The sequence below is a fragment of the Candidatus Borrarchaeum sp. genome, assembly GCF_019058535.1.
In the GTDB taxonomy this organism is placed as follows: domain Archaea; phylum Asgardarchaeota; class Sifarchaeia; order Borrarchaeales; family Borrarchaeaceae; genus Borrarchaeum; species Borrarchaeum weybense.
The window spans coordinates 1-7,020 of record NZ_JAHPYX010000016.1; the positions used below are offsets into that span (position 1 = coordinate 1).

General features: G+C 37.3%; 6 protein-coding genes and 1 tRNA gene. 2 read left to right on the top strand and 5 right to left on the bottom strand.

Features of this window, described 5'->3' with window-relative positions; translation table 11 throughout:
• Window positions 1-84: 84 nt before the first annotated feature.
• Complete coding sequence (gene fba / locus QVB70_RS01060; protein WP_287582493.1) at window positions 85-1,005, top strand: class II fructose-1,6-bisphosphate aldolase; 921 nt, start codon at window positions 85-87, stop codon at window positions 1,003-1,005.
• Between the two features lie 7 nt (window positions 1,006-1,012).
• Here fba and cysS read toward each other — a convergent pair whose 3' ends face one another.
• The 5 genes from cysS to QVB70_RS01085 form a co-directional block, all read right to left on the bottom strand.
• On the bottom strand, window positions 1,013-2,422 hold the full coding sequence (gene cysS, locus QVB70_RS01065; protein ID WP_287582495.1) for a cysteine--tRNA ligase: 1,410 nt from the start codon (window positions 2,420-2,422) through the stop codon (window positions 1,013-1,015).
• 179 nt (window positions 2,423-2,601) lie between these two features.
• Complete coding sequence (locus QVB70_RS01070) at window positions 2,602-3,411, bottom strand: DUF364 domain-containing protein (RefSeq protein WP_287582497.1); 810 nt, start codon at window positions 3,409-3,411, stop codon at window positions 2,602-2,604.
• A gap of 111 nt (window positions 3,412-3,522) precedes the next feature.
• Window positions 3,523-3,597 (bottom strand) — tRNA-Cys (locus tag QVB70_RS01075).
• Window positions 3,598-3,722: 125 nt separating this feature from the next.
• Window positions 3,723-3,875 (bottom strand): YHS domain-containing protein, encoded by a 153-nt coding sequence (locus QVB70_RS01080; RefSeq protein ID WP_287582498.1) that lies wholly within the window; start codon window positions 3,873-3,875, stop codon window positions 3,723-3,725.
• Window positions 3,876-3,948: 73 nt separating this feature from the next.
• Complete coding sequence (locus QVB70_RS01085; RefSeq protein WP_287582500.1) at window positions 3,949-6,411, bottom strand: heavy metal translocating P-type ATPase; 2,463 nt, start codon at window positions 6,409-6,411, stop codon at window positions 3,949-3,951.
• A 384-nt stretch (window positions 6,412-6,795) separates the two neighbouring features.
• On the opposite strand from QVB70_RS01085, the gene QVB70_RS01090 reads away from it, so the two are divergent.
• Window positions 6,796-7,020, top strand: a 225-nt coding sequence (locus QVB70_RS01090) for a YHS domain-containing protein (protein WP_287582502.1), incomplete at its 3' end; no start/stop codon positions are given.

A 7,020-nucleotide genomic window follows, 5' to 3' on the forward strand; every position in this document is an offset into this window, starting at 1 on the left:
GATTCATCCCCCCAACAAGTAGAGGGGTCTTCTCGCGAGTTCTGATAAATTTAACTTAAAAAAAGAAAACTAGGAGGCACGATTATGCTTGTTACAAATAAAGAACTTCAATCTGATGCCACAGCAAATGGCTATGCTGTTGGCGCATTTAACATCAGCAATTTAGAAACTGTCTTGGCTATCACAGAGGCTGCTGAAGAGGAAAAGTCACCTGTGATTATTGCGGTAACTGGATCTACTATTAAATATGCGGGATTAGATTTTATTATACCTATGGTTAAAACTGCAGTGAAAAAGGCTTCAGTACCAATGACTTTACACTTAGATCACGGTGCGGATTTAGAAATTTGCTCAAAATGTATTAATGCAGGCTTTACTTCCGTTATGATCGATGGCTCCCATCTAAACTTTGAAGAAAATATTTCTTTAACAAAGAGCGTTGTAGATTTTGCACATCCAAAGGGTGTATCCGTAGAAGCAGAACTTGGTAGACTTTCGGGTGTCGAAGAGACAACTGTGGAAGAAAAAGACGCCATCTTAACTGACCCCGATGCTGTCAAGGAATTTGTAGAACGAACTGGTGTTGATGCTCTTGCCGTCGCAATTGGTACATCACATGGAGCGTATAAATTCAAAGCAGAACCAAAATTAGATTTCGAAAGACTAAAGGATATTAGAAAAAAGAGTGACGTTCTACTTGTTTTACATGGAGCCTCTGGAGTTCCTGTAGAAATAGTAGAAAAAGCCAACAAATATGGAGCTGAATTAGGGAAGGCTAAAGGAGTTCCAAACGAAGCAATTCAAAAAGCAATATCGTTGGGAATATCAAAGGTAAATATAGACACAGATTTGAGATTGGCTTTTGTAGCTGCAACGCGTGAAATCTTCACAATTTCACCAAAAGTGTTTGACCCGAGGAAGATTTTAGGTCCAGCTAAAGAAGCAATGAAAGAAGTTGTCAAAGGAAAAATGCGCCTTTTTGGAAGTAATCTCAAGGCACCATAGAAAAATACTACTCTTTCTCTATTGGAAGGATATCTGTTCTATCAGGATAATCTCTAACTAGATATCCCAACTCTTTAATTTTATCTCGAAGTTCGTCTGATTTTTTCCAGTCTTTTTGTTTCCTTGCTTCTTCCCGTGCCGCAACCAATTTTTTAACTTCTTCGGGAATCTCTTTTTCCCTACGTTCATTCTGAAATAGTCCAAAAATTCTGCCAAGTTCATTAATCGTATCCAAAAATGTCTGCAGTATTTGTTTGTCTGCATTTTGAGTAATCGCTTGATTCGCAGATTTTATCAATTCAAAATATTGTGCTAACGCTTGAGCAGTGTTGAAGTCATAATCCATTGAATTGAAGAATTCTTGTTTAATTTTTGATATTTCCTCTAAAAATTCACTTTTTGCTCCATTCAACTGATTTGAGGCTATTGCGTTTTCTAACAAGCGTTTTACATTATAAATACGCTCTAGATTTTGTTCCGCTTGATTCATAGATTCTTCACTATAATCAATTGGATTCCGATAATGGGTTGATGCGACAAACAAACGAAATGCTTCGGGGTCAAACTTTTCAAGCAATTGACGAATTGTTATGAAATTCCCCAAAGATTTCGACATTTTTTCTCCATCTATCGTCAAAAAGCCCGTGTGTATCCAATATTTTACAAATGGTTTCTTTCCGGTGTACGCCTCGGATTGCATTATCTCGTTTTCGTGATGTGGGAATATTAAATCTCTAGCGCCGCTGTGGACATCAAGTTGTGACCCTAAATACTTCATGCTCATTGCTGAGCATTCAATATGCCATCCAGGTCGTCCCCGACCCCACGGAGAGTCCCAATAAGGATCGCCCTCCTCTGAATTTTTCCAAAGTGCAAAATCATAGGGATTTCGCTTTCCTTCTCTTATTGCCACTCTTGCTCCAGATCTCATTTCTTCTAATTTCTGTCCTGAAAGTTGGCCAAACTCTTCAACAGTCGAAACATCGAAATAAACGTCACCATTGGATTCATACGCATTTCCTTTCTTAATCAGTGTTGAAATAAATTCAATAATCTCCGGAATAGTATCCGATACTCTCGGATAGAAATCTGCTTTTTCGATTCCTAATGCGTCCATATCCTCATAGTAAATCTGCTCAAATCGATCAGCTAGTTCCTGAGGATCTTCATTATTCTTCTTTGCTCGTTTGATTATTTTGTCATCGATATTTGTAATGTTAATAATAGTCTTAACATTAAAACCTATATATTTAAGATAACGGATAATTATGTCAAAAGCTAAATATGTTCTGCCATGACCCAAATGCGGATAATCGTAGACGGTTGGACCGCACACATAGATTTTGACCTCTTCCTCAGAAATGGGTTTAAATTCTTCTACCTTGCGACCTAGAGTGTTATAAACCATGATATTCATTTATTATCACCAATTTGCGAATAATAAAACAGCTTATCCTATTAAAAAGTGTTAGTTCTTAACATAACTATTTAGATTTTCAAAAAACCGATTTTTCTCCATGATACTCTATCAAAATCTTATAGCATTCTTTTAATATTTCACTAACCAATTGTATACCCTCGAACACGTAGATTACATCAAGAATTACAGTTTGGGAGTTCTTTAGCAGTTATTGTGTACTTTTCTGCATATTTAGAAAAATATCTTGTTCCGCCACCTTCCATAATAGATCTAAATGCTTTTTCTATATCAATAAAAGTCATACCACTGACTGCATCTATTCCGAGTTGAAAAGCGACATCTGGGATCCACGATGCTGTTGGACCTACAACCATTCTGAACACAGCATTGGACGCTGCCTTCAGAGGTTCTATGAGAGAATGCTCAATTACGGTAGATCCTGTAATAATCAAGATATCTGAGTCTTCTACATCCTCAATTTTTCTAGAAAGTTTTACATTCTTTCCAAGAGAACCCTCTGTAAGAGCAGGGGTATCATCTATAATAGTGACACCAGCAGAGTTCTTTGCTAAAAAACTAATGAAAGGACCTATCCTACCGACCATTCCAACTTTTGAGTCTTTTTTCAATGGAAGATATTTCAGAGTGTCAAGATCAGTAGATCTATGATAATCTTCATGTTTAGATGCAATTATTAACTGGCTTAGAGCATTAACACCAGCAAGACCAACTGCTCTTTCGAGAGAATCATCAGAAAGGACCATATCCGCTAAATCCGTTGCAGAAGTTTGGTGTAATTCCCCAGGTTCCTTGAAGACAGTACAAGTAGCTGTCGCCTTTCTAGGAGCATAACCAACGCCCATGGTTCCTTCAAGTAACACCGCCTGGTAAATTCTTCCTATGATGACTTCACGAGTATCAGGAATATGGATCCCTTTGAGCTTTGATTCTAACACTGCTCTTGTTTTTTTCAAGAAATTTGACATGACATCCATCCCTTTTTCAGTAGCAGATTAAGATAGTCTCTTTAATCTAAAAACTTTAAGTTGTAGAAAATCCTGCTATGTGGAGAATCAAAAATAAGTCTGATATAAGAATGGTGCCGGGGGAGGGATTCGAACCCCCATAAAACGGTTTTGCAGACCGTCACGTCACCTCTCCGTCACCCCGGCGCATATGAAGAAAACGACATCAAATCAGGTATTTACTTCTAGTATTTGTAAGTGATATAAAAAATATTTGTTTGGAACAATAAAAAAAATAAAGGAAAGAGTGAATTCTCTTAATAAAGAGTAGTTTAATTAAGAAACTTTTCAGGATCCTTTTCAAAGTGTCTCTTGCAGCCTGGGGCGCAGAAATAATATTTTTCACCCTTGTATTCGGAAACTAATCCTTTTGTTTCTGCATCTTTTTCATCTACGTCCATGCCACAAACAACATCCTTAGCCAAGTTTATTTCCTCCTATCTAATTTTGTTAATTTTTATAATAATGATTAGGAAACCTATCCCAAAAAATAAGGGATTAGATCACATGCATCGGCTGAAATCTTTTGAGCCATAATGAACTGGAAACTACTGATACCGAACTCATAGCCATTGCAGCGGCAGCAAACATGGGTAATAGCAACCCAAGAGCAGCTACTGGGATGAACACCGTATTATAAAAGAACGACCAAAAGAGATTTCGTTTAATAGTTTTCATTGTCTTCTTACTCAAAGCAATCGCACCTACAACTGCTCTTAAGTCTTCACCGATTAATGTGATATCAGATGATTCAATTGCTACATCAGAGCCTGATCCTATAGCAATCCCGATGTCTGCTTGAACCAAAGCTGGCGCGTCATTAATACCGTCTCCCACCATACCGACAACTTTTCCTTCGCTTTGTAGTTTTTTGACCATGTTAGCTTTATCAGCAGGTAGTACTTCTGCAAATACACGTGTTATGCCTATCTGTTTTGCAATGGCATGAGCAGTCTTTTCATTATCACCGGTCAGCATGATGACTTCTACGCCCATCTTTTGAAGTTTTTTAACTGCTTCCTTCGAATACTCTTTCAATGTGTCAGCTACTGCTAAAACACCTGCTGAAGTATTATCAATTGCAACTACCATTGCTGTTTTGCCTTCACTTTGTAGCCTATTTATTGCGTCTCTAAGTGATTCGATATTTATGTTATTTTCACTCATCAATTTTTCATTGCCAATGAACACAGTTTCTTCATTCACAGTTGCCTTAACTCCGTGACCTGGAATTGCCTCAAAGCCGTCTACATCTATGAATTGGATGTTTTCTTGTTCAGCTCCCTTTACGATTGCTTCACCTAGGGGATGTTCTGATCCTTTCTCAATACTTGCTGCATATGTCAAGAGTTTATTTTTATCATAGCCATTTGATGTAACAACGTCTGTAAGTTCTGGTTCTCCTTTAGTGAGCGTACCCGTTTTGTCAAAAATTACTGCATTCATCTTATGGGCCGTTTCTAGACTCTCGCCACCTTTGATAAGGATTCCATTTTCTGCGCCTTTGCCCGTACCAGCCATAATAGCGGTCGGAGTTGCCAATCCTAAAGCACAAGGACAAGCAATGACTAAAACTGCAACCATTGCCAACATGGCAAAAGTAAAAGCGTCTGACGCGCCTAAGGGGATTCCAATTAGTTGAGAAAGTCCGAAGAAATACTGAAGAACAAAGGTTACAAGTGCTATAACAATCACTGATGGAACAAAATATCCCGCAACGGTATCTGCAAGTCTTTGAATAGGTGCTTTTGATCCCTGCGCGTCTTCAACGATTTTTATAATCTGAGCTAAAGCAGTATCTTTGCCGACCTTCATTGCTTCAAATTTCAAAGTCCCTAGTTTGTTTAAAGTCGCACCAATTACCTCATCGCCTACATTTTTTTCGATGGGTAATGATTCCCCAGTAAGCATTGATTCATCAACGCTAGAACGTCCTTCTCGAACAATTCCATCTACTGGAACCTTATCACCTGGTTTTACAATAACCAAATCTCCTACTTCTACATCTTCTATAGGTATCTCGATTTCTTTCCCATCTCTGATAATAGTAGCGGTTTTGGCTTGTAGATCTAGCAGTTTTTTGATTGCTTCTGACGTTCTTCCTTTTGCTACAGCTTCCAGATATTTGCCAAGTGTGATTAGTGTCAGAATCATGATAGCAGAATCGAAATATACCTCGCCTCCCAAGAAAAATGTGATTACAGTACTATATCCGTATGCTGCAGAAGTTCCCATTGCGATTAAAGTGTCCATATTAGCCCTTAAATGTAATAAGCGTTTATAAGTCCTAACATAATACTGCCTGCCAATAATTGCCTGACCTGGCGTTGCTAGAGCAAACAGTACTAAATTTTTGAAAAACTCGCCTCCGAACACTTCAAAAGGTAATAGCATTCCTATGAGCATTATTGGTATGCTAAGTGCGGTACCCAAAATAACTAGTAACTTTTGTCTTTTGATCTCTTTTTCTCGCGCGACTTTCTCTATATCTATCATTCCGCCCTCTTCGGGGATCGCTAATACATCGTATCCTGCATCAATAATCGCTTTTTTTAAGATGGATAAATTAGTAATCGTCGGGATATATTCCACTGTAGCCTTTTCGGTTGCGAAGTTAACAACTGCAGATTTAACTCCTTCAACCTCATTTAAAACTTCTTCAATAGTTGCTGCACATGAACTACACGACATGTTTCCTATGGCAATTGTTACTTTACCAGTTGCAACACCGTAGCCAACATCTTCAATAGTTTTAACAAAGTCTTGAAGTTTTACTCTACTTGGATCGTACATTATTGTTGCTCTTTCCACATTGAAGTTTACTGACGCCTTCTTTACACCAGGTAAATTTGCTAGTTCCTCTTCGTTAGTCAATGCACAAGTTGCGCAAGTCATGCCTGTGATGCCTAGTGTGATCTTCTTAGATTTTTTTTCTACAGAACTCTTAGTGGTTGTTGTCATTTTCCTTATTCTCCTCTTTTTAATCTTCAGAATTGAAATACTAATGATATGACAGTATTATAAATATTTCTTTTAAAGATATATCTTGTGTGAACCCGATTATAGAATATAACTATATTATATATAAACCTAACTTTAGAGGAATATTCTTAATGTCTTTACATAATTAAAAATCTTTTTAAAGTAATAAAGTTATTTCTTGGGTTAGCTGAATAAAACAAATTGAATAATATGTATTAACAAGACATTTAGATTAATTAGCGTGTATTATTTTAAGAACAATAAAACAGAAAGATAAATGAAACAGTATGTACTTTTGAACAATATCAATTCGCATCTGAATGGAGATTTCAATAAGACGAATGATGAACTAGAAGTGATTTCATGAATACAATAGATCCTGTCTGTGGAATGCCTATCGATCCAGAAATCACTGAATTCAAAGTAGAGCGTTGGGGGAAGACATACTACTTTTGTAACGAGTTCTGTTTGCATAGTTTTCTAGAAGACCCTAAAATTGCGTATTTCTCTATGGAAATTGGAATTATAAACGAAATTCCAACATATAGCGGTGGTCTAGGAGTTTTAGCTGGAGATACGATAAGATCC